25 protein-coding genes are annotated in these 21025 nt (G+C 56.0%); 7 read left to right on the top strand and 18 right to left on the bottom strand.

Translation table 11 applies throughout. The annotated features are described in order from the left end of the window. Window positions 1-55: 55 nt before the first annotated feature. From ACOTX4_RS01465 to mutY, 4 genes are all read right to left on the bottom strand, one after another. The gene (locus tag ACOTX4_RS01465) at window positions 56-1312 is read right to left on the bottom strand and encodes a nucleoside permease (RefSeq protein ID WP_063869248.1); all 1257 of its coding nucleotides are present in this window, start codon (window positions 1310-1312) and stop codon (window positions 56-58) included. Between the two features lie 292 nt (window positions 1313-1604). Then, on the bottom strand, window positions 1605-2681 hold the full coding sequence (mltC, locus tag ACOTX4_RS01470; RefSeq protein WP_003862427.1) for a membrane-bound lytic murein transglycosylase MltC: 1077 nt from the start codon (window positions 2679-2681) through the stop codon (window positions 1605-1607). A gap of 124 nt (window positions 2682-2805) precedes the next feature. Then, complete coding sequence (locus ACOTX4_RS01475; RefSeq protein WP_003862425.1) at window positions 2806-3078, bottom strand: oxidative damage protection protein; 273 nt, start codon at window positions 3076-3078, stop codon at window positions 2806-2808. 26 nt (window positions 3079-3104) lie between these two features. Further along, window positions 3105-4157, bottom strand: coding sequence for an A/G-specific adenine glycosylase (gene mutY, locus ACOTX4_RS01480; RefSeq protein WP_168714450.1), 1053 nt, complete (start codon window positions 4155-4157; stop codon window positions 3105-3107). A 144-nt stretch (window positions 4158-4301) separates the two neighbouring features. Here mutY and trmB point away from each other — a divergent pair, with 144 nt between their 5' ends. From trmB to ACOTX4_RS01495, 3 genes are read left to right on the top strand one after another with little or no spacing between them, the layout of a single operon-like run. Then, the gene (trmB, locus tag ACOTX4_RS01485; protein ID WP_063937882.1) at window positions 4302-5021 is read left to right on the top strand and encodes a tRNA (guanosine(46)-N7)-methyltransferase TrmB; all 720 of its coding nucleotides are present in this window, start codon (window positions 4302-4304) and stop codon (window positions 5019-5021) included. Then, on the top strand, window positions 5021-5347 hold the full coding sequence (locus ACOTX4_RS01490; protein WP_003862421.1) for a YggL family protein: 327 nt from the start codon (window positions 5021-5023) through the stop codon (window positions 5345-5347). Before trmB ends, ACOTX4_RS01490 begins: the two co-directional genes overlap by 1 nt. Before the next feature lie 57 nt (window positions 5348-5404). Then, the gene (locus ACOTX4_RS01495; RefSeq protein WP_003862419.1) at window positions 5405-6121 is read left to right on the top strand and encodes a DUF2884 domain-containing protein; all 717 of its coding nucleotides are present in this window, start codon (window positions 5405-5407) and stop codon (window positions 6119-6121) included. 112 nt (window positions 6122-6233) lie between these two features. Here the strand turns inward: ACOTX4_RS01495 and ACOTX4_RS01500 are convergent, their stop codons facing one another. The 6 genes from ACOTX4_RS01500 to ACOTX4_RS01525 are packed head-to-tail and all read right to left on the bottom strand — an operon-like array spanning window position 6234 to window position 9973. Continuing rightward, complete coding sequence (locus ACOTX4_RS01500) at window positions 6234-6596, bottom strand: endonuclease domain-containing protein (protein ID WP_022651832.1); 363 nt, start codon at window positions 6594-6596, stop codon at window positions 6234-6236. 56 nt (window positions 6597-6652) lie between these two features. Continuing rightward, complete coding sequence (gene hemW, locus ACOTX4_RS01505) at window positions 6653-7801, bottom strand: radical SAM family heme chaperone HemW (RefSeq protein ID WP_023323732.1); 1149 nt, start codon at window positions 7799-7801, stop codon at window positions 6653-6655. Further along, entirely contained in the window at window positions 7794-8387 is a 594-nt protein-coding gene (locus tag ACOTX4_RS01510; protein ID WP_022651831.1) for an XTP/dITP diphosphatase, read from the bottom strand. The genes hemW and ACOTX4_RS01510 overlap by 8 nt, the downstream gene beginning before the upstream one ends. Before the next feature lie 3 nt (window positions 8388-8390). Beyond that, window positions 8391-8687, bottom strand: a complete 297-nt coding sequence (gene yggU, locus ACOTX4_RS01515) for a DUF167 family protein YggU (protein WP_003860023.1) — start codon at window positions 8685-8687, stop codon at window positions 8391-8393. Continuing rightward, window positions 8684-9250: a YggT family protein gene (locus ACOTX4_RS01520; protein ID WP_063937884.1), complete on the bottom strand. Its 567-nt coding sequence runs from the start codon at window positions 9248-9250 to the stop codon at window positions 8684-8686. Before ACOTX4_RS01520 ends, yggU begins: the two co-directional genes overlap by 4 nt. A 24-nt stretch (window positions 9251-9274) precedes the next feature. After that, a complete protein-coding gene (locus tag ACOTX4_RS01525; protein ID WP_023314824.1) occupies window positions 9275-9973 on the bottom strand; it encodes a YggS family pyridoxal phosphate-dependent enzyme in 699 nt (232 codons plus the stop codon). A 17-nt stretch (window positions 9974-9990) separates the two neighbouring features. On the opposite strand from ACOTX4_RS01525, the gene ACOTX4_RS01530 reads away from it, so the two are divergent. Continuing rightward, window positions 9991-10971 (top strand): type IV pilus twitching motility protein PilT, encoded by a 981-nt coding sequence (locus ACOTX4_RS01530; protein WP_421635346.1) that lies wholly within the window; start codon window positions 9991-9993, stop codon window positions 10969-10971. 10 nt (window positions 10972-10981) lie between these two features. Here ACOTX4_RS01530 and ruvX read toward each other — a convergent pair whose 3' ends face one another. From ruvX to metK, 8 genes are all read right to left on the bottom strand, one after another. Continuing rightward, the gene (ruvX, locus tag ACOTX4_RS01535; protein ID WP_003860030.1) at window positions 10982-11398 is read right to left on the bottom strand and encodes a Holliday junction resolvase RuvX; all 417 of its coding nucleotides are present in this window, start codon (window positions 11396-11398) and stop codon (window positions 10982-10984) included. Next, a complete protein-coding gene (locus ACOTX4_RS01540) occupies window positions 11398-11958 on the bottom strand; it encodes a YqgE/AlgH family protein (protein ID WP_003860031.1) in 561 nt (186 codons plus the stop codon). The genes ruvX and ACOTX4_RS01540 overlap by 1 nt, the downstream gene beginning before the upstream one ends. A 74-nt stretch (window positions 11959-12032) precedes the next feature. Beyond that, window positions 12033-12980 (bottom strand): glutathione synthase, encoded by a 948-nt coding sequence (gshB, locus tag ACOTX4_RS01545; RefSeq protein ID WP_003860032.1) that lies wholly within the window; start codon window positions 12978-12980, stop codon window positions 12033-12035. Window positions 12981-13007: 27 nt separating this feature from the next. Continuing rightward, window positions 13008-13739: a 16S rRNA (uracil(1498)-N(3))-methyltransferase gene (gene rsmE / locus ACOTX4_RS01550; RefSeq protein ID WP_022651829.1), complete on the bottom strand. Its 732-nt coding sequence runs from the start codon at window positions 13737-13739 to the stop codon at window positions 13008-13010. Between the two features lie 51 nt (window positions 13740-13790). After that, on the bottom strand, window positions 13791-14498 hold the full coding sequence (endA, locus tag ACOTX4_RS01555) for a deoxyribonuclease I (RefSeq protein WP_003860034.1): 708 nt from the start codon (window positions 14496-14498) through the stop codon (window positions 13791-13793). A gap of 94 nt (window positions 14499-14592) precedes the next feature. Further along, on the bottom strand, window positions 14593-15090 hold the full coding sequence (locus ACOTX4_RS01560) for a SprT family zinc-dependent metalloprotease (protein ID WP_003860035.1): 498 nt from the start codon (window positions 15088-15090) through the stop codon (window positions 14593-14595). 58 nt (window positions 15091-15148) lie between these two features. Then, window positions 15149-16546: a galactose/proton symporter gene (gene galP / locus ACOTX4_RS01565; RefSeq protein ID WP_015571832.1), complete on the bottom strand. Its 1398-nt coding sequence runs from the start codon at window positions 16544-16546 to the stop codon at window positions 15149-15151. Window positions 16547-16962: 416 nt separating this feature from the next. After that, on the bottom strand, window positions 16963-18117 hold the full coding sequence (metK, locus tag ACOTX4_RS01570) for a methionine adenosyltransferase (RefSeq protein WP_003860037.1): 1155 nt from the start codon (window positions 18115-18117) through the stop codon (window positions 16963-16965). Between the two features lie 425 nt (window positions 18118-18542). Between metK and ACOTX4_RS01575 the strand changes: the two genes are divergently transcribed. The 3 genes from ACOTX4_RS01575 (at window position 18543) to speA (ending at window position 20894) form a co-directional block, all read left to right on the top strand. Further along, window positions 18543-18683, top strand: coding sequence for a hypothetical protein (locus ACOTX4_RS01575; RefSeq protein ID WP_418235904.1), 141 nt, complete (start codon window positions 18543-18545; stop codon window positions 18681-18683). A gap of 94 nt (window positions 18684-18777) precedes the next feature. Next, window positions 18778-18909, top strand: coding sequence for an acid stress response protein YqgB (gene yqgB, locus ACOTX4_RS01580; protein WP_057979949.1), 132 nt, complete (start codon window positions 18778-18780; stop codon window positions 18907-18909). 8 nt (window positions 18910-18917) lie between these two features. Next, window positions 18918-20894: a biosynthetic arginine decarboxylase gene (gene speA / locus ACOTX4_RS01585; RefSeq protein WP_017382922.1), complete on the top strand. Its 1977-nt coding sequence runs from the start codon at window positions 18918-18920 to the stop codon at window positions 20892-20894. Window positions 20895-21025: the final 131 nt, after the last annotated feature.

Consider the following 21025-nt stretch of genomic DNA (forward strand, 5'->3'; position numbering starts at 1 on the left):
GGCCTACGGTCTGGTTTTGTAGGCCCGGTAAGCGCAGCGCCACCGGGCACAACAATCAATGCGCGATCGGCTGCGCACCATTCGGCACGCGAACATGCTTGTACTTGAACAGCGCGATGAACGCGAAGAACAGCACCAGCGAGTACCCGGCGAAGATCAGCCACACCGGCTGCCAGTCTGTAATGCCGTTGGTGGTGTACATCTCAACCACTTTACCGCTTACCACGCCGCCCAGAATACAACCGAAGCCGTTGGTCATCATCAGGAACATGCCCTGCGCACTGGCGCGGATTTCAGGCTTCACCTCTTTTTCCACAAACACCGAGCCGGAGATGTTGAAGAAGTCGAAGGCACAGCCGTAAACAATCATCGACAGAACCAGCAGCACGGTGCCGAACGCGCTTGGGTCGCCATAGGCGAACAGACCGAAGCGCAACATCCAGGCGGCGATACTGATCAGCATGACGTTCTTGATACCGTAGCGGCTCAGGAAGAACGGGATGGTCAGGATGAACAGCGTCTCGGAGATCTGCGAGATGGACATCATCACCGACGCGTGTTCGACGATAAAGCTCCCGGCAAACAGCGGATCGTTATCGAAGCTGTGCAGGAAGGTATTACCGAACATGTTGGTGATTTGCAGTTCCGCGCCCAGCAGCATGGAGAAGATAAAGAAGATCGCCATGCGCTTGTTTTTGAACAGTGCGAAGGCGTCCAGGCCAAGCATGGTGCTCCAGCTCTGGTTTTTCTGCTGGTTAGATACCGGAATATGCGGCAGCGTCAGGGTAAACAGTGCCAGCACCACGGAGAGCGCCGCACCGATGTAGAGCTGCATATGGCTCAGTTCAAAGCCCGCGAAGCTCACGCCCCACATCGCCATGATAAAACCGATGGTGCCCCAGATACGGATAGGCGGGAAGTCGGTGACGATATCCAGTCCGGCAGATTTCAGGCGGTAGTAGGAGATGGTGTTGATCAGGCCAAGCGTTGGCATATACGCCAGCGAGTTAAGCAGGATCACCATAAACATCGCCCCCGGCGTGGTCACTTCGGCCGCCATAAACAGCGTCCCCGCACCCACCAGATGGCAAAGCATGTATAGCCATTTCGCACTTAACCATTTATCCGCCACGATACCGAGCAGCGTTGGCATGAAAACAGCCGCAATGCCCAGCGAGCTGTAAACGGCACCGATCGACGCACCATCGAACTTGAGCGTCACAAACATATAGGAGCCGAGTGTAGTCAGCCAGCTACCCCACAGGCAGAACTGCAGAAACGACAAGATTTTAAGCTGCAGCTTAAGGTTCATGTTACTTTCCTCACAAGTGAGCGGGAGATATGTTGTTATAGGAACATTCAGGGTTGTTATTTGATGCAATTCTATCAGTTGGCAACGTTATGTTTTGTTACCTCCCGCAAAAAAATGCAATCCACATTAATTTGCAGTCTGGATTGTGATGCAAATAGCATTTTCGTATGGGTGGGGTGGAGTGAGTGCGGCCTGATGCCCCCTCACCCTAACCCTCTCCCCAAAGGGGAGAGGGAACTTGAACACCCTCTCCCCTTTGGGGAGAGGGCAGGGTGAGGGGTGGTGTTGGTTTTTAGCGGCGACGATAGTTCTTCTGCGCCGTATTCACCTTATACAGATAGCGGCGGGATTCCGCAGACGGGTGGCGGGTGGTGAGGGTAGCGTACACATCCCCCGGCGCCATGCTGTTGATGATGTTTGCGGCCTGCACTTTGTCATTCGAGAAGACGCGCAGCACGCTGCCCGCCCCGCCGTTGTAGGCGGTGATCACCGCATAGCGACGTGAGGTTGGGTTATCAATCCCGCCGAGATAGACATTGTTCAGCATCGCCAGATAGGCCGTGCCGGTATCAATGTTGCTCTGCGGGTCAAACAGGTAGCTGCGGCTCGGCGTGCCGGATTTCCCCTGCGCGCGGAACACGTCTTTACCGGCGCTGTGCTGCACAACCTGCATCAGCCCCAGCGCGTCGGAACGGCTTACCGCGTAGGGGTTGAACGAGGACTCGGTCTGCATAATCGCCAGGATCAGCGACTCATCCACGCCATACTTACGCGACGCCTGACGCACCATGCCCAGATACTTATGCGCACGCTTGTCGAGGTGGTTCGGCACCAGGTTGATGGTGACGCTGTAGATCACTTTCAGGCCGTTGGTACGGCTTTTCAGGCGCGTTTGCAGCAGATAGTCGGCAAATTTCGTGGCGCGGCCTTCCCAGCGGATCGGCTGACCGGTCTGGTCAACGACCTGGCCATACAGGAACGGCTCTTTGGAGATGGTGATGTCATCGGCATCAGAGTAGAGGTCGATAGACCCCGGATCGTCGCCCATCAGCAGGGTTTTAATGATGGCCTGACGTAAATGCGCCGCAGGTTCAGTCCCCGCGATGGTTTCAACCGTAATCGTACCGTCATCAAAGTTGATGTGGCTACGGGTCTGATAGGCGTCGGTATACTTAACGTAGTCCTTCGGTCCGGCAATAAGAACTTCGTTAAATCCCCATATGTTCTCGATGTTGTGGGCAAACTGCCCCATCAAAATGTCAAAACCGTTGGTGTCCTTGACCCAGGCTTCGTTGTATTCATCGCCTTTTTTGGAAGAACAAGACACAAGCAACGGCGCAACAAGGGCTAGCGCTAAAAGTTTTTTCATCATTCCGGGAGTGCGTGTTGTGTTTGCTTTGGGGTTGCTGTTGCCGGGTGGCGCTGCGCTTACCCGACCTACAAAACCGTAGGCCCGTGCAAGCGCAGCGCAGCCGGGCAGCAGCTGCGCGTTATTATTTTTCCGGTGGCGTATAGCCTTCGATGTGGACGTCTTTACCCTCGAACAGGAAGTTCACCATCTCCTGCTCCAGCAGTTTGCGGTGTTCCGGGTTCATCATGCTGAGCTTTTTCTCGTTGATCAGCATGGTCTGTTTTTTCTGCCACTGTCCCCAGGCTTCTTTGGAGATCTCGTTGTAAATGCGCTTACCCAGGTCGCCCGGGTAGAGCTGGAAATCCTGGCCTTCAGCGTCGCGCTGTAGGAAAGTACAAAAAATGGTTCTGGCCATACTCATTCCTCTTTGTCTTGCCGATGCTAAACCATTGCACCGACACGTAATTGCTGTAACAGGCGCTCCACGGGAGCCGCCAGCCCGACTGATGGCGGTTGCGCTAAGTTATACCAGAGAGCGGTGCCTTCATCCATGCACGACGTGAATGAGGACACGGGAAGCCACATCGGCACAATGTCCAGATGGAAATGGCTGAAGGTATGACGGAACGCGTTGAGTTGCGTCAGGGTTTCGGCCGCAATGCCGCGCTGTTCAAGCCATGCCCGAAGCGAGGCTTCATCCTCAAACTGTGGGAAGCAGTATAGACCACCCCACAGGCCACTCGGCGGGCGCTGAGCGAGAAACACCTCGTCGCCATGCTGCATCAGCAGCATGTACCCGGTGCGTTCAGGCAGCGTCTGCTTCGGTTTTTTCCCCGGATACTGCGCCCAGGTGTGGTTCGCATAGGCCACGCAGAGGTTGTTTACCGGGCAGAGTTCGCACTTCGGTTTTGAACGGGTACAGACCATCGCGCCCAGATCCATCATCGCCTGGTTAAAACGCTCCACCCCTTTCGCCGGAGTGACCGCTTCACTGATCTCCCACAGGCGTTTCTCAACATCTTTCTTACCCGGCCAGCCATCTACGGCGTAGCAGCGTGCGAGCACGCGCTTGACGTTGCCGTCGAGAATAGGGAAATGTTTGCCTAAAGAGAGGGAGAGGATTGCGCCTGCGGTCGAACGCCCGACGCCGGGCAAATCCGCCACCTCGTCGAAGGTTTCCGGGAATTTACCGTTGTGGCGCGTCGCGACCTGCTGTGCGGCCTTGTGCAGGTTGCGCGCGCGGGCGTAATAGCCAAGCCCGGTCCACAGGTGCAGCACCTCGTCCAACGGGGCGTTCGCCAGATCGGTAACTGTCGGGAAGCGCGCCATAAAACGCTCGAAATAAGGAATGACCGTCGCGACCTGCGTTTGTTGCAACATCACCTCGGAGAGCCATACTTTGTACGGCGTTTTTTCAATTTGCCAGGGCAGGGTTTTACGCCCGTATTTGTCGTACCAGTCCAGCACCTGGGCTGAAAATTGAGAGGCTTGCATGGTCATCGATTCGCTTAATCAGGGACGCAGATTGCAGCACAGCGTCAATCTGCTGTAAACCGGATCTTTCCCATGCTTGCATAGAAGCCTTAACTTTGGATAATGCCCGTTTCCCGAACATTCTCACAAGCAGACAACTCTTTTATGAAAAACGACGTCATTTCACCGGAATTTGATGAAAACGGTCGCCCGCTGCGCCGTATTCGCAGCTTTGTCCGCCGTCAGGGGCGCCTGACAAAAGGGCAGCAACACGCGCTGGACAACTACTGGCCGGTGAAGGGCGTTGAGTTCAGCGAGCAACCGCTCGACTTCACCGACCTGTTTGGCCGCGACGCGCCAGTGACCCTGGAGATCGGCTTTGGTATGGGCACCTCGCTGGTCACTATGGCGAAAGCGCGCCCGGAGCAGAACTTCCTCGGTATTGAAGTACATTCGCCGGGCGTCGGCGCGTGCCTGGCAACGGCCCACGAAGAGGGCGTTGAGAACCTGCGCGTGATGTGTCACGACGCGGTGGAAGTGCTGCACAAAATGATTCCTGACAATTCTTTGAACATGGTTCAGCTCTTTTTCCCTGACCCATGGCACAAAGCGCGTCATAATAAACGCCGTATCGTTCAGGCACCGTTTGCCGAGCTGGTGAAAAGTAAGCTCAAGCTGGGCGGCGTTTTCCACATGGCAACCGACTGGGAACCTTATGCGGAACATATGCTGGAAGTGATGTCGTCCCTGGAGGGGTATAAAAACCAGTCCGAGAGCAACGACTACGTACCGCGTCCGGATTCACGTCCGGTGACAAAATTTGAACAGCGTGGCCATCGTCTTGGTCACGGCGTATGGGACTTAATGTTCGAGAGGGTGAAATAATGGCAAAGAATCGTAGCCGTCGTCTGCGTAAAAAGATGCACATCGAAGAATTCCAGGAAGTGGGTTTCTCCGTTGCCTGGCGTTTCCCGGAAGGCACCAGCGTTGAGCAGATCGATCAGGACGTTGATGCGTTCATCAACGAGGTGATCGAGCCAAACAAGCTGGCCTTCGACGGTAGCGGCTATCTGGCGTGGGAAGGTCTGATTTGCACCCAGGAAGTGGGGAAATGCACCGAAGAGCATCAGGCGCTGGTACGCAAATGGCTTGAAGACCACAAACTGGAAGATGTCCGCGTTAGCGAACTTTTCGACGTTTGGTGGGACTAATAAAGCAAGAACGGGGCCAGCATTAGCTGGCCCATTTTGTCTGAGGGAGTGTTTAAGATGCGCAAAACGTTGCTGGCTGTTGCTTTACTGGCAATCGGATCCACCGCCCATGCGGAGTATAAATGTAGCGTCACCCCGCGTGATGACGTGGTGCTGAGTCCGCAAACCGTGCAGGTTAAGGGCGAGAATGGCAATCTGGTGATTACGCCGGATGGCAACGTGACCTTTAACGGCAAACCGCAAAACCTGACGGCCGCACAGCGCGAGCAGGCGATGGACTACCAGGCCGAGTTGCGTACCGCGCTGCCCTGGATCAACGATGGCGCGCTGACCCGCGTTGAAAAGAGCCGCGTGGCGCTGGATAAAATCATCACCAAAGAGGTGGGGGAGAGCAGCAATATGCGCACCCGCCTGACGAAGCTGGATAAGCAGCTGAAAGAGCAGATGAACCGTATTATCGAGACGCGCTCTGATGGCCTGACGTTCCATTATAAGGCGATCGATCAGGTGCGTGCCGACGGTCAGCAGCTGGTGAACCAGGCGATGGGCGGCATTCTCCAGGACAGCATCAACGAGATGGGCGCCAAAGCGGTGCTGAAGGGTGGCGGTAATCCTTTGCAGGGTGTACTGGGTAGTCTGGGCGGACTGCAAACCTCGATTCAGAACGAGTGGAAGAATCAGGAAGCCGATTTCCAGCAGTTCGGCAAAGACGTGTGTAAGCGCGTGGTGTCGCTGGAAGACAGCCGGAAGGCGCTGGTGGGGACGCTGAAGTAATTCACTTAGCCCCTCACCCTAACCCTCTCCCCAAAGGGGCGAGGGAATAGTTTGCGCCCTCACATTAACCCTTTTCCTAAAGGGGCGAGGGGATGTTTGCCCCCTCTCCCTTTCAGGGAGAGGGCCGGGGTGAGGGTTGCAGCGCTTGCAGCGTTTCAAGGATCCTTTCTAACACCGCCTCTTCGTTATTCCAGAGTTCGTTGTTCCAGAATCGAATGACGTGCCAGTCCTTATGGTTTAACCACAATGTCCTTTGTCGATCGTATTCCTGATTTTCATCATGTTGTCCGCCATCCAGCTCAACGGCCAGCCGAGCCGCGCAACAGGCGAAATCCAGAATGTAGTTACCTACCGGGTGCTGTCGGCGAAATTTATAATTTTCGAAACGGCGGCTGCGCAGTAAATACCAAAGCCGTCTTTCTTCCTGTGTCAGCTCGCGTCTGAGCTGCTTTGCGTATGAACGTATTGTTTCCATCCCCACACTCTGCCAGCCTTTCCCTCAGCCAGCAGAACGGGATGTAAAATCCTGAATCAGCCTTCAGGATTTTCAGCGAGGAACAACTCAAGAAGGGAGTTCAGGAACAGCTTGCCGTACTCGGTGATCTGCCAGGACTCATCACACTCGGTCAGATACCCCTGCGCCAGCGCCTCGTCAATCTGCGGGCGAATCACTGACTCCGGCAGCCCGGTATAACGCGTAAATTCCGCGCGCGGAGCGGCTTCCAGCAGACGGAAGCGGTTCATAAAGAACTCAAACGGCTTATCCACCGCCTCGACGTCGTGCTGACGCTCCAGGTAGCGGCCTTCCATATACCCGCGCGGATGACGCGTTTTGGCGGTACGCAGAATGCGTCCGTCCGGGAAGGTCACCTTGCCGTGCGCACCGCAGCCAATTCCGAGATAGTCGCCAAAACGCCAGTAGTTCAGATTGTGCTGACACTGATAGCCCGGCTTCGCATACGCCGACGTTTCGTATTGCTGATATCCCGCCGCGGTCAAAAGCTGGTGGCCCTGCTCGAAGATATCCCACAGCGCGTCGTCGTCCGGCAGCACCGGCGGGCGCGAACCAAACAGGGTGTTCGGTTCAATGGTCAACTGATACCACGACAGATGCGGCGGGTTCAGTTCAATCGCCTGACGCAAATCGTCAAGCGCTTCTTCGAGCGACTGATCCGGCAGGCCGTGCATCAGGTCGAGGTTAAAGCTGCGCAGCCCAAGCCCCGTTGCCAGGTTTGCCGCGCGCTTTGCCTCTTCCGGGCCGTGAATGCGCCCCAGACGCTTCAGCTTTGGCTCGCTAAAGCTCTGCACGCCGATAGAGATACGGTTCACGCCCGCACGCTGGTACTCGACAAAACGGTCGGCCTCAACGGTGCCGGGGTTGGCTTCCATCGTAATTTCAGCATCCGCTGCCAGGTTCAGGCGTGCGCGCACACCGTCCAGCAGCGTCTGCATCGCCGGGCCTGAAAGCAGGCTCGGCGTACCGCCACCAATAAAAATGGTCTTCACTTCACGTCCCTGTGCGTACGGTACATCGGCATCCAGATCGGCCAGCAGATGCGCGACGTAATCATCGTGCGGCACTTCACCCTTCAGCGCGTGCGAGTTGAAATCACAGTACGGACATTTCTGCACGCACCATGGGATGTGAATATAAAGACTCAGAGGCGGCAAATTAGCCATTACGCAGTGCTTCCAGTAACAGTTTCAGGGCGCGTCCACGGTGGGAGATCGCGCTTTTCTCTTCGCGGGTGAGTTCCGCAGCGGTTTTGCCCTCGGTCGGGACAAAGAAAATCGGGTCGTAACCAAAGCCGCCGTTGCCCGCCGCTTCACGGGTGATCACGCCCGGCCAGCTGCCGTGACAGACAATCGGCGTGGGATCTTCCGCGTGACGCATGTAGACCAGCACGCAGTGGAACTGCGCGGTACGCTGTTCGTCAGGAACGTCTTTCAGGGCCACAAGCAGCTTTTCCAGGTTCTGCTGGTCGGTGGCGTCCGGCCCGGAATAGCGGGCGGAGTAAATCCCCGGCGCACCGCCCAGAAAATCCACGGCCAGACCGGAATCATCGGCAATCGCGGGCAGTCCGGTTACCTGCGCCGCATGGCGCGCTTTCAGAATGGCGTTTTCGATAAACGTCAGGCCGGTCTCTTCGGCGGAGTCCACGCCCAGCTCGGTCTGAGCCACCACGTCCAGCCCAAAATCATTTAATAGCGAGGCCAGCTCGCGCACTTTACCGGCGTTACCGGTGGCGAGAACAACTTTCTGCATGGTTTAGTCCTGTTCTGTCAGAGCCGCGACTTCCGTCGGGATAGATTGCGGGTTAAGGATTTTTACCTGTTTATGCCGGCCAAGTTCACCTTTCTCAATGATGACCTGGCTTTTAGCGACGCGAAACTGTTTAGCCAGATATTTGGTCAGATGCGCATTCGCCTGGCCGTCAACCGGCGGGGCCGTGATGGCGACTTTTAGCTCGTCGCCATGCAGCCCAACAATACTGTCGCGGCTGGCTTTCGGCTGAATGTACAGCCGTAAAACCAGCCCGTCGGCGCAGGGGCTAACTGCACTCATAACGCCATCCACAGCCCCGGCAGCAGCATATTACCCGTCGCCTGTAACAGTTCCGCGATACCCATATTCAGCACGTACAGCAGCAGAACGAGAAGCATCGGCGAGAAGTCGATTCCGCCCATCGCAGGCAGCAGGCTACGAATTGGACGCAGCAACGGTTCTGTCAGCTGAATCAACGCGTACTCCACCGGGCTACGGCCCCGGCTTACCCAGCTCATGATCGCCATCACCAGCAGGACCCAGAAGATCAGCGAGCCGACGGTTTTAACCAGGATCAGAACGGCTGAAAACCAGATAATCGGCTGGAAAGTGATGACCATAAACAGCACGATCGCTTTGATAACGCTCAGAATAAACGCCATCAGCAGAGATGAACTGTCAATCGGCCCCATTGCCGGAATGATGCGGCGAAGCGGCCCCACAATGGGCTGCGTGATTTTCACGATAAATTGTGAGAATGGATTGTAAAAATCACAACGGGCCCACTGCATCCAGACGCGCAACAGCAGCGCCATCGTATACAGTTCAATGACCGTTGAAAGCAGGAAAGTCAACGTCTTCATGGCGTTCCTCAGGTTTCCTTATTATTAGGGGTAATCGCGCGCACCGAAAATTGCTGTGCCGATGCGCACCATGGTGCTGCCTGCCGCGATGGCGGCTTCCATATCATCCGACATGCCCAGAGAAAGCGTGTCTACCGTGTCATAGCGCGCTTTAAGCGCCTCAAATGCTACAGCCATTTGCTGTGCTACGGCAAACTGCCTTTCATAACTTGACTCTGGCGCCGGGATAGCCATCAGCCCGCGCAGGGTTAAGCGCGGCAGCGCCGCCACGTCCGCCGCCAGCGCATCCAGTTCGCTCAGCGTAATGCCGGACTTGCTGTTTTCATCGCTGATGTTGATTTGAATTAGCACGTTAAGCGCTGGCATCTCAATAGGGCGCTGGTCGCTCAAACGGGTAGCGATACGCAGACGATCGATGGTGTGACACCAGTCGAAGTGCTCTGCTACCAGACGGCTTTTGTTCGACTGTAGCGGACCGATAAAGTGCCATTGCAGGTCTGCATTTCCCCGTTCCCGGAAAGCGAGAATCTTATCTACGCCTTCCTGCACATAGTTTTCACCAAAGGCACGATGACCGGCGGCTATCGCTTCTGCGATGGCGCTCGCAGGCTTGGTTTTGCTGACTGCAAGCAACGTAATTTCTTCTGAAGCACGGCCGCAACGCGTTGCCGCGGCTGAGATTTTGTCCCGGACCTGTGCCAGGTTATGCGCAATGTCGTTCATTTTCCGAGGAGTTGTCTATGGATGTGGAAGAAATTGTGGCCCTTAGTGTAAAGCATAACGTCTCCGATCTACACCTGTGCAGTGATTCACCACCGCGCTGGCGCAGGTCAGGCCGTCTTGAACCTGCGCCGTTTCCGCCCCCGGATGTGGAGGCATTATTAAAAGCGTGGCTCAATGACGAACAGCAGGGCGCCTGGTGGGCAAACGGGCAGGTGGATTTTGCCGTTACCCTCACAGGCGGTCAGCGGCTGCGCGGCAGTGCGTTTAAGCATATGCACGGCGTTTCGATCGCGCTGCGCCTGTTGCCGCTGACGTGCCCGCAGCTCTCTGCGTTAGGCGTGCCGCGCGCGATCCCGGAGCTTTTGTCCAATGACAATGGCCTGATTCTGGTCACCGGCGCCACCGGCAGCGGGAAATCGACCACTCTGGCCGCGATGGTCGATTTCCTCAATCACCAGACGGACGGGCATATTCTGACCCTGGAAGGTCCGGTGGAGTTTATGTACCAGAGTGAACGTTGCCTGATCCAGCAGCGGGAGATAGGCCTGCACAGCCCGTCCTTTGCCGAGGCCCTGCGCAGCGCTCTGCGTGAAGATCCGGATGTGATTCTGCTTGGTGAGCTGCGCGACAGCGAGACGATACGCCTGGCGCTGACGGCGGCGGAAACCGGCCATCTGGTGTTGGCCACGCTGCACACGCGCGGTGCGGCGCAGGCGATCGAGCGCCTGGTCGACACCTTTCCGGCGCAGGAGAAAGATCCGGTGCGTAATCAACTGGCGGGAAGCCTGCGTGCGGTTCTGGCGCAGAAGCTGCGTCAGGATGTCCAGGGCGGGCGCGTGGCGCTGTATGAGCTACTGGTGAATACGTCGGCGGCGGCAAACCTGATCCGCGAAGGCAAAACCTGGCAACTGCCGGGCATTATTCAAACGGGGCAGCAGGCGGGGATGCAGAACTTTGAGCAGAGTCTGGCGGAGCGACGGGCGCAGGGGCGGGTGTAGGCCCCGGCGCTCAGTAACCCTGGTCGAAATAGCTTTCGAGGATAATGACGGCTGAAGCTGAATCCACGCTGCCTTTGTTCAACGCCCGGAAGCCACCGTGCTCGAACAGGCCAGCGCGTGCCTCGACGGTGCTCAAACGTTCATCGTGCAGCTTAACGGAGACACCAAAGCGGCCATGGATTTTGTTCGCGAACTTGCGCGCGCGGGCGGTAAGCGGCTGCTCGGTGCCGTCCATGTTCAGCGGCAGACCGACAATCACGTCGTCCGGCTGCCACTCTTTGAGCAAGCGCTCAATAAGGTTCCAGTCCGGCGTGCCGTCGTTAGCTTTCAGCGCAGTGAGCGGGCGAGCGGTGCCGGTGATCCGTTGACCCACAGCGACGCCGATGCTTTTGGTGCCGAAGTCGAAGGCGAGAAGGGTGCCGCTCATTACGCGTGCCCCGCAACGCCAGGCATGGTCAGAATATCAATGCCAATCAGTTTTGCCGCGTCACGCCAGCGATCGGCGATAGGGGTTTTAAACAGGATATTCATATCCGCAGGGGCCGTCAGCCAGGCGTTATCCAGAATTTCTTGTTCCAGCTGCCCTTTTTCCCAGGAGGCGTAACCGAGCGCAACCAGCACCTCAGAAGGCTGACTGGCAGTGCCCAGCGTTTCAAGCACATCGCGAGAGGTGGTGACGACGGTGTTATCGGAGATACGAATGCTGGACGAGAAAACCGGCGGGGTATGCAGGATAAAACCACGATCTTCTGCAAGCGGACCGCCGAGCATCACCGGTTTATCGAGACGGATTTCCGGCAGCCGCGCTTCAGCAGGGATTTTCAGCTTGTCCAGAATCCCTTCAACCTGAAGGTTTTCCAGCGGCTTATTGATGATAATCCCCATCGCGCCGTCTTCGTTGTATTCACAAATATAGACCACGGCGCGGCGGAAAATCGGATCCTGGAGAGCAGGCATGGCAATAAGAAAGTGATGCTGTAAATTCATTGTCAGAGGTACTGTTTCCTGGTTTAAAAAGCGACAGCGCCCAGTATGGGGATAAACACAGGCGCTGTCACAGGTTATTTCTGTAAACGTTTTTCGATAGCGTCCATCAGCATTCCGGTGATCGAGATCGGGAATTCCGCTTCGATTTCACGAATGCAGGTTGGGCTGGTGACGTTCACTTCGGTCAGACGATCGCCGATGATATCGAGGCCAACGAAGATCAGGCCTTTGGCTTTAAGCGTAGGGCCGACGCGGCGGGCAATTTCCCAGTCGCTTTCGCTTAACGGACGCGGTTCGCCACGGCCGCCAGCCGCCAGGTTGCCACGGGTTTCCCCTCCCTGCGGAATACGCGCCAGGCAGTAAGGCACCGGCTCGCCGTCTACGACCAGCACACGCTTGTCGCCGTCTTTAATGGCCGGCAGATAGTTCTGTGCCATACAGTAGCGGGTTCCCAGCTCGGTCAGCGTTTCGGCAATCACGCCAATGTTCGGATCGCCCTCTTTCACCCGGAAGATCGACGCGCCGCCCATGCCGTCCAGCGGTTTCATGATGATGTCGCCGTGCTTCTGCCAGAATTCTTTCAGCTGCGTTTTGCTGCGGGTGACGAGCGTTTCCGGCGTCAGGTCAGAGAACCATGCGGTATAGAGCTTCTCGTTGCAGTCGCGCAGGCTCTGCGGCTTGTTGACGATCAGCGTGCCTTTCTCTTCGGCACGCTCAAGGATATAGGTGGAATAAATGTATTCGGTGTCGAACGGCGGATCTTTACGCATCAGGATGACGTTGAGGTCGGCCAGGGCAATATCCTGCTCGGTACCGAATTCGTACCATTTTTCGTAGTTCTGCTCGACGTTAACGATGCGGGTGCGTGCGCGGGCTTCACCGTTGATCAGGTAAAGATCGTTCATCTCCATGTAGTGGAGTTCATAGCCGCGACGCTGCGCTTCCAGCAGCATAGCGAAGCTGGAGTCTTTCTTGATGTTAATGTTTGCGATGGGGTCCATCACGATGCCGAGCTTAATCATCTTCTTCTCCGGTTATGGGTCTTTGCTTCAACCCAGATCGCCAAATCGCACCTGTAGCGCGGTAATGGCGGTGAGTGCCGTTGTCTCAGTGCGCAGAACGCGAGGTCCCAACAGAATATCAGTAAACTGGTAACGCGCCGTCATGGCAATTTCGTCAGCCGACAGGCCGCCTTCCGGGCCAATCAGCAGGCGTACACGCTCAACGGGCAGCGGCAGCGTATTGATGCTGGCGCTGGCGCGCGGATGAAGATTAAGCTTAAGCCCGCTTTCCTCTTCTGCACACCAGTCCTCCAGATCCATCGCCGGGCGGATCTCCGGGATACGATTGCGGCCGCTCTGTTCGCAGGCCGCAATGGCAATTTTTTGCCACTGCTGGATCTTTTTGTTCAGACGTTCCGCATCCAGTTTAACGCCGCAGCGCTCAGAAAAAAGTGGCGTAATGAGGCTTACACCCAGTTCAATGGATTTCTGAACGGTGAACTCCATCTTTTCCCCACGCGACATCACCTGGCCCAGGTGAATGTGCAGCGGCGATTCCCGGTCATCCACGTCGCCACGCAGCACCTTCACGTGCACGCTTTTTTTATCGGCGCGCGTAATTTCAGCGTCGAAAACCTGATTAGAGCCGTCAAAGAGCTGAATCGCCTGGCCTGCACCCATGCGCAGCACGCGACCTACATGGTTTGCAGCATCATCAGACAGGGCGATTTCGCCGCCTGGGGTAATCAGTTCAGGGTGATAGATGCGAGGGATGCGCATAGTCAGAAATTCCATGTGTCATGCGATATAAGCGAATTGCCGTAGTGTAGGTTAGCTCTTTTGCGCCTGGCAAGCCCGCTGGACGTAAGGGTTGTGATTCCCCTGGACTTTGGCGATACGTTCGTCGCGCTGGCATTCCCAGTCCGTCACCGGGTAGAGCTTGTCCCAGGCATTGAAGAGTTGCGTCTGCTGGCGGGAAAGATTGAGATCGTAGCGGTCGCGCATATAGAAATAAGTGCGGGCGATGCTACCGCGCGCGCGGGCAGGCGGTTCGGCGACTTTCTCTTTGAAATCGACCTTCATGGCGCACTGGCCGTACTGGCCTTCGCCACCGTTCCACTGGCTGTACATGAAGTTTCCGCGGTCGCCATTGACCTCACCCACGGCGGGTTGCAGGTTGTGCATATCGCTTTCCATCTGGCGGTAGACCGGATCTTTTGCGCAATTTTTACGTCCACCGTCCTGCCAGCACTGGCGCTGGTGGCCAAACTGCCAGGCCGGAACGACGTGTTCCCATTCGATTCGGCTGGCGCGGTTCTCGTTCTTGCGCACCTTATAGCCGCAGGATCCCAGATCCACGACCCCTTTCTTACCCTGCCAGTTAATTTTACAGCCGCAGTAGAAATCACCCGGTACGTCGGCGTTAATCTTTACGCCTGCGGTTTTTGCCTGAGAGAAACTGTGAATACCGTCGGCCAGAGCATGGCCGGAGAGCGCTGTCGCCAGAAAAGCGACAGCGAGAGAAACATTACGGGACATCTTACACTCCGTGTCAAAACGAGCCCGCAACGTAACGAATGTTGTTCCCGTATGCAATCAGTCAGATCAGGAAAGTTCCTGAAAGTTCGCGTGATTATTCCGCAACCAGCGGTTCGCCGCATTTAACGCAGCGGTAGGTCGCCTCGCCCCGCACTACGCGGTTATGGCGGCGGACGGTAAGCTGGTGCTGCTGGCACTGGCAGCGGTAGGGGAAGGTATTGCGGCGTACCGATTCCAGCTCGAACTGATGGGTGCGACGGGCCGGAACGCCGAGCACCGCCTCCATCATCCACTTCCACTCTTTGCCGTGCGGCGCGACGCGGCCAAAGTGCTTCCACACCAGCAGATGCGCCAGCTCGTGCGGCACCACTTCTTCGATAAACGCCTGCTGATTTTCCATCATCAACACCGGGTTGAGGCGGATCTCATACGATTCCAGCCAGGCGGTACCTGCCGCGGTGCCACGCTGCTGATAGACCAGCTTCGGTTCAGGATAATTGCGGCCGAGCTTCAGGTTGGCCTGGGCGAGTTTTTCCCGCAGGCTGCGCATAACGGCTTGCTGAATGGCGATGGGGAGACGGGGTGCTTTCATAGGGGCAGAGCATAAAGCGGGAAGCGGGGAGGCGCAAGAGGCGCCTCCCGCAGGAGGATCAGTCGTGTGCGCCGATTTCGCGCAGAGGACGACCTTTCATCAGGTTACGTTCAATGTGTTCCAGTGAAACATGTTTGGTTTCAGGAACCAGCCAGATAGTGAGAACAATAAAGAACAGGTTCAGACCGGCGTACACCCAGAAGGTGTTGGCATTACCCAGAGTATTAAGCATGGTCAGGAACGTTGCGCCGACGATCATGTTGGCAATCCAGTTGGTCGCGGTAGAGCAGGTGATGCCAAAATCACGTCCTTTCAGCGGCTGGATCTCAGAGCACAGCACCCAAATCAGCGGACCGGCGCTCATCGCAAACCCAATGATAAACATCAGCAGCATCGCCACGGCGAAGTACTGTGCCGTTGGGGAGTGAATGCCCATGTGCATCATGGTACCCAGCACGCCCATCCCGACGGCCATCACCAGGAAGCCCAGCGTCAGGGTTGGCTTACGTCCCCAGCGGTCCACCAGACCGATAGCGATAAAGGTCGCCAGCACGTTGGTCAGGCCAACGATCACGGTGCCCCACATCTGCTCGGTGGTGTTGGTGTAGCCCGCCAGTTCGAAGATTTTCGGCGCGTAATACATGATGACGTTCATCCCGGTGAACTGTTGCATGATCTGTAACAGCACGCCGAGGAACACCGCGCGGCGGAAGTTGCTGTTCTCTTTGAACAGCGCCCAGCCGGACTGTTTGACCTTCAGGCTTTCGCGGATCTCTTCCAGCTCGTTTTTGGCTTCGGCGCTGGTATCACGCAGGCGTAAGAGCACGCGTTCGGCATCATGGAAGCGGCGTTTGGCGGCGAACCAGCGCGGACTGTCCGGCAGGAAGAAGACGCCAATCAGCAGCAGGATGGCAGGAATGATGATGACGCCCAGCATCCAGCGCCATGCGCCGCTGTAGCTGAATGCGGTATCGGAGAGATAAGCCCCCAGAATACCGATAGTGATCATCAGCTGATACATGGAAATCATGCTGCCGCGGATTTTTTCCGGAGCGATTTCAGACAGGTACAGCGGGGCAGTATAAGACGCCACGCCCACTGCCAGACCGAGCAGCACGCGGGAGATGATCAGCACTTCAACATTAGGCGCAGCGGCAGAGAACAGTGAGCCGGCAACGAACAGGATCGCGCCAATCATCAGGCTCTTTTTACGCCCGAGCTTAAAGGAGAGCCAGCCGCTGCCGACCGCGCCGACGGCGGCACCGAACATCATGGAGCTAACCACCCATTCCTGAGTGTGTGCGCTAATCTGGAACTCATCGGTGATGAAAGGTAATGCACCGGCAATTACGCCAATATCCAGGCCAAAGAGTAATCCTGCCAGAGCGGCGAGGAAGCAGACGAAGAACGTCATTGCCTTATTGGACGTACGCCCCTGTTTATTATTGTCAGGCATTATGCCCTCCAGTTGGGTTATCAGTTTTTACGATATAAAGAGTAGGTGAGCGGCTCATAAAAATATGTGAGTCAAATCACAACGGTGTAATCGGTTACACTGGCTTGTAACCGTAAAAATAATTAAAGCTTTGAAAATATAGAGGTAAATTAATTGATGTGCATCGCGTTTGCACAAATTTCAGACTTAACTGAAAGGGAATGTAACAGCAGAAGAAATGCGATCATGCAAAGAGAATATTCTGAAAGCGGGGTATAGAGAGTGAGGTGTAAACGGTTCCAAACATTGTCGGGTGGCTGCTGCGCCTTACCCGGCCTACAAAAACTCACTACCCGTAGGTCGGGTAAGGCATAGCCGCCACCCGACATAAAAAAGGCCAGCACAAAGGCTGGCCTGTTTAAGCTGCTGGCAGTCGATTATTTCAGACCGGCAGCATCACGCAGCAGGGCGGCTTTGTCGGTTTTTTCCCATGGGAAATGTTCGCGACCAAAGTGACCGTACGCTGCGGTTTCCTGGTAGATTGGGTGCAGCAGATCCAGCATCTGAATCAGACCGTATGGACGCAGGTCGAAGAACTCACGCACCAGCAGGGTCAGCTGTTCAGAAGGCACTTTTTCAGTACCGAAGGTTTCCACCATGATGGAGGTTGGCTCAGCCACGCCGATGGCGTAGGAAACCTGAATTTCACAGCGGTCAGCCAGACCGGCAGCAACGATGTTTTTCGCCACATAACGTGCAGCGTACGCGGCAGAACGGTCAACTTTAGACGGATCTTTACCGGAGAATGCGCCGCCGCCGTGACGTGCCATGCCGCCGTAGGTATCTACGATGATTTTACGACCGGTCAGACCGCAGTCACCCATTGGGCCGCCGATAACAAAGCGTCCGGTTGGGTTGATGAAGAATTTGGTCGCAGAGCTCAGCCATTCAGTTGGCAGAACCGGCTTGATGATCTCTTCCATCACCGCTTCTTGCAGGGATTTCTGGTCAATCTCTTCAGCATGCTGCGTGGAAAGAACCACGGCATCAATACCGACGATTTTCCCGTCGTCATACTGGAAGGTCACCTGGCTTTTCGCATCCGGACGCAGCCACGGCAGGGTGCCGTTTTTACGTACTTCAGCCTGACGCTGCACCAGACGGTGTGCGTAGGTCACCGGCGCTGGCATCAGCACGTCGGTTTCGTTGGTTGCGTAGCCGAACATCAGGCCCTGGTCGCCCGCGCCCTGTTCCAGCGGATCGGCACGGTCAACGCCCTGGTTGATGTCCGGAGACTGTTTGCCAATCGCGCTCAGTACGGCGCAGGAGTTGGCATCAAAGCCCATATCAGAATGTACATAGCCGATCTCACGCACCGTGTTACGGGTGATCTCTTCGATATCAACCCATGCGCTGGTGGTGATCTCACCGCCAACCAGAACCATGCCGGTTTTGACATAGGTTTCACACGCTACGCGCGCCTTTGGATCCTGCGCGAGGATCGCATCCAGCACCGCATCGGAGATTTGGTCAGCAATTTTATCAGGATGTCCTTCTGATACGGACTCGGACGTAAACAGGTGTTTTGCCATGTTTTATTTCACCTAAGAGGAATTTGGTTAGCTCAAGCTGCTGTGTGGAATAGCCATAGGAGATAATTCTACCAAGGCCTACAGGATTTTGACACTGGCAGTCTGAGTGTTAATCGGTATGGATGGATTAACATCTGGACGTCTATTTTAGGTCACTTCTTCACCCGATTTCCAGTTTTTTTTGACTCACCTCTCATTGCGTTGAAAACACGGCTGGAAATTTTTCCTGACGACGCTGGCAACCTGCGCATTTTTGTTTTGCTTTTTAGCGACCTTCTCGGTATAAAACGCGGCGCGCGGCTCATATAAAATAAGCGCTCGATGAACACATCGTGTCGCCACTTCCAGCCGGGTTAAGCAGTGAACTTTTAGCTTTGGCTTGTGGTCCGTTTCAGCAGAGGCGGCCGTGGAGGTGATACCAGATAATGAACCATCGTTTTCCGCTCATTCAGCGCAGCCGTTCTGGCGCGCATTTGATTCCCACCCGCACTTCTGGTCTAAACACCTGCCGATGTTATACCCATCTCGGTGCTTCTCAGGATTCCAGAGCCGGTCACGCTTTGTGAAAACTGAACAAGGGCGCTCTTGTTAATACAGGAGTTTTCTCGTGGTTTCGCCGAACCTTGTCATACAGAGTTCGGATACGTGTTTTACAATGATATGAATAAGAAACCGGTCGCACGGTCTGGGTTTCAGCATACTCTGCTGGGAAATGGAGCCGTTAATGGGTTGTTATCGCCGTATAACGCTGCGATAGTAGTCAACTGTTTTACACTTAATACAAAGAGTTGAGGTTCGCTATGTCTGACGACATGTCTTCGCTTTCGCCTTCGTCAGCAGGCGAACAGGGTGTACTACGTTCTATGCAGGAGGTTGCGATGAGCTCCCAGGAAGCCAGCAAGATGCTGCGCACTTACAATATTGCCTGGTGGGGCAATAACTACTACGACGTTAACGAGCTGGGCCACATCAGTGTCTGCCCGGATCCGGACGTCCCGGAAGCGCGCGTGGATCTCGCTAAACTGGTGAAAACCCGTGAAGCGCAGGGTCAGCGCTTGCCTGCACTGTTCTGCTTCCCGCAGATCCTGCAACATCGCCTGCGTTCTATTAACGCCGCGTTCAAACGCGCGCGGGAATCGTATGGTTATAACGGCGACTATTTCCTCGTTTACCCGATCAAGGTCAACCAGCACCGTCGCGTGATTGAGTCCCTGATCCACTCCGGCGAGCCGCTGGGCCTGGAAGCAGGCTCTAAAGCGGAGCTGATGGCGGTTCTGGCGCACGCGGGCATGACCCGGTCGGTGATCGTCTGTAACGGCTATAAAGATCGCGAATACATTCGTCTGGCATTAATTGGCGAGAAGATGGGCCACAAGGTCTATCTGGTGATCGAGAAGATGACCGAAATCGCGATCGTGCTGGAAGAGGCCGAGCGTCTGAACGTGATCCCACGCCTTGGCGTGCGTGCGCGACTGGCGTCGCAGGGTTCCGGTAAATGGCAGTCTTCCGGCGGTGAAAAATCCAAGTTCGGCCTCGCGGCGAACCAGGTGCTTCAGCTGGTGGAAATTCTACGCGAGCGCGGTCGTCTGGACAGCATTCAGCTGCTGCACTTCCACCTCGGCTCGCAGATGGCCAACATTCGCGACATCGCCACCGGCGTGCGTGAATCGGCACGTTTCTACGTTGAGCTGCATAAGCTCGGCGTGAATATTCAGTGCTTTGACGTGGGCGGCGGCCTGGGCGTGGACTACGAAGGGACCCGCTCGCAGTCTGACTGTTCGGTAAACTATGGCCTGAACGAATATGCCAACAACATCATCTGGGCGATTGGCGATGCCTGCGAAGAGCACGGCCTGCCGCACCCGACGGTGATCACCGAATCCGGCCGCGCGGTCACGGCGCACCATACGGTACTGGTCTCTAACATCATTGGCGTTGAGCGTAGCGAAATCACCGAAGCCACGCCTCCGGCAGACGATGCCCCACGTTCCCTGCAAAGCATGTGGGAAACCTGGCAGGAGATGCACGAGCCGGGCACGCGTCGTTCCCTGCGCGAATGGCTGCACGACAGCCAGATGGACCTGCACGATATTCACGTCGGCTACTCGTCAGGCACATTCAGCCTGCAAGAGCGCGCGTGGGCCGAGCAGCTCTACCTGAATATGTGCCACGAAGTGCAGAAACAGCTCGACCCGAGCAACCGCGCGCACCGTCCGATTATCGACGAGTTGCAGGAGCGTATGGCGGACAAAATGTACGTCAACTTCTCCCTGTTCCAGTCGATGCCGGATGCCTGGGGTATCGACCAGCTATTCCCGGTTCTGCCGCTGGAAGGGCTGAACCACGCCCCGGAACGCCGCGCCGTGCTGCTGGACATCACCTGTGACTCTGACGGCGCGATTGACCATTACGTTGACGGTGACGGTATCGCAACGACGATGCCAATGCCGGAGTACGATCCGGAGAACCCGCCAATGCTGGGCTTCTTTATGGTGGGGGCGTATCAGGAGATCCTCGGCAACATGCACAACCTGTTCGGTGATACCGAAGCGGTTGACGTGTTTGTCTTCCCTGACGGCAGCGTGGAGGTTGAGCTGTCCGACGAAGGGGACACCGTGGCGGACATGCTCGAATACGTTCAGCTGGATCCGAAAAAACTGCTCACCCAGTTCCGCGATCAGGTGAAAAACACCGGTCTGGACGATGCCTTGCAGCAGCAGTTCCTGGAAGAGTTTGAAGCGGGTCTGTACGGGTACACCTACCTGGAAGATGAGTAGGTAAACTCCCTCTCCCCGTGGGAGAGGGGCGGGGTGAGGGCAACAGACCGCACAATGCCCTATACTCACTTGAACCCGTATGAATTAACGGCGATAATTCGCCCCAATTAGCGATTTACGAATCAATCCCT

It is taken from the genome of Enterobacter cloacae complex sp. IR5459 (assembly GCF_049238005.1).
Lineage (GTDB): Bacteria > Pseudomonadota > Gammaproteobacteria > Enterobacterales > Enterobacteriaceae > Enterobacter > Enterobacter hormaechei_C.